This is a genomic window from Rhodococcus sp. MPR-R1B, assembly GCF_058793255.1.
Window position 1 is genome coordinate 1 of the sequence record NZ_JBXAFO010000086.1, and the last position, 1,039, is coordinate 1,039.

Here is a 1,039-nt window from a genome sequence, read left to right on the forward strand (position 1 = left end):
CCGACGGCGATGGCGCCGCCGTTGACGTTGACCTTGGCGGGGTCGAGGCCGAGTTCGCGGGTGGAGGCGATCCCGACGGCGGCGAATGCTTCGTTGATTTCGACGAGGTCGAGGTCGGTGGGGTCGATGCCTTCCTTCGCGCAGGCTTTGGCGATGGCACGGGCGGGCTGGGACTGGAGGGTGGAGTCGGGTCCGGCGACGACGCCGTGGGCGCCGATTTCCGCGATCCAGGTCAGGCCGAGTTCTTCGGCCTTGGTTTTGCTCATCACCACGACGGCGGCGGCGCCGTCGGAGATCGGGGAGGCGGAGCCGGCGGTGATGGTGCCGTCCTTGCTGAACGCGGGACGCAGTTTGCCGAGGGATTCGGTGGTGGTGTCGGCGCGGATGCCTTCGTCCTGGGCGAAGACGATGGGCTCGCCCTTGCGTTGGGGGATGGAGACGGGGACGACTTCGTTGTCGAAGAGGCCGTCTTTCCAGGCGCGGGCCGCGTTCTGGTGTGAGGCGGCGGCGAAGGCGTCCTGCTCGGCGCGGGTGATGTGGGCGGTTTCTTGTTGGTTGACTTGTTCGGTGAGCAGGCCCATGGCCTGGTCGGTGAAGATGTCGTGGAGGCCGTCGTAGGCCATGTGGTCGCGGAGGGTGACGTCGCCGTATTTGAAGCCTTCGCGGCTTTTTTCGAGCATGTGGGGTGCGCGGGACATCGATTCCTGCCCGCCGGCGACGACGATGTCGAATTCGCCGGCGCGGATGAGTTGGTCGGCGAGGGCGATGGCGTCGATGCCGGAGAGGCACACTTTGTTGATGCTCAGGGCGGGGACGTTCATGGGGATGCCGGCGGCGACGGCGGCTTGGCGGGCGGGCATCTGGCCGGCGCCGGCGGTGAGGACCTGTCCCATGATGACGTAGTCGACCTGTTCGGGTGCGACTGAGGACTTGTCGAGGGCGCCTTTGATGGCGATGCCGCCGAGGTCGGACCCGGAGAGGTCTTTCAACGATCCGAGGAGTCGACCCATCGGGGTACGAGCTCCCGCAACAATCACAG

General features: G+C 66.8%; 1 protein-coding gene. It reads right to left on the reverse strand.

All coding sequences use genetic code 11. The features are described from left to right. Positions 1-1,037 (reverse strand): acetyl-CoA C-acetyltransferase (locus AC1Q61_RS32755; RefSeq protein ID WP_492654937.1); only part of this gene is annotated, 1,037 nt, incomplete at its 3' end. Between the last annotated feature and the right edge of the window lie 2 nt (positions 1,038-1,039).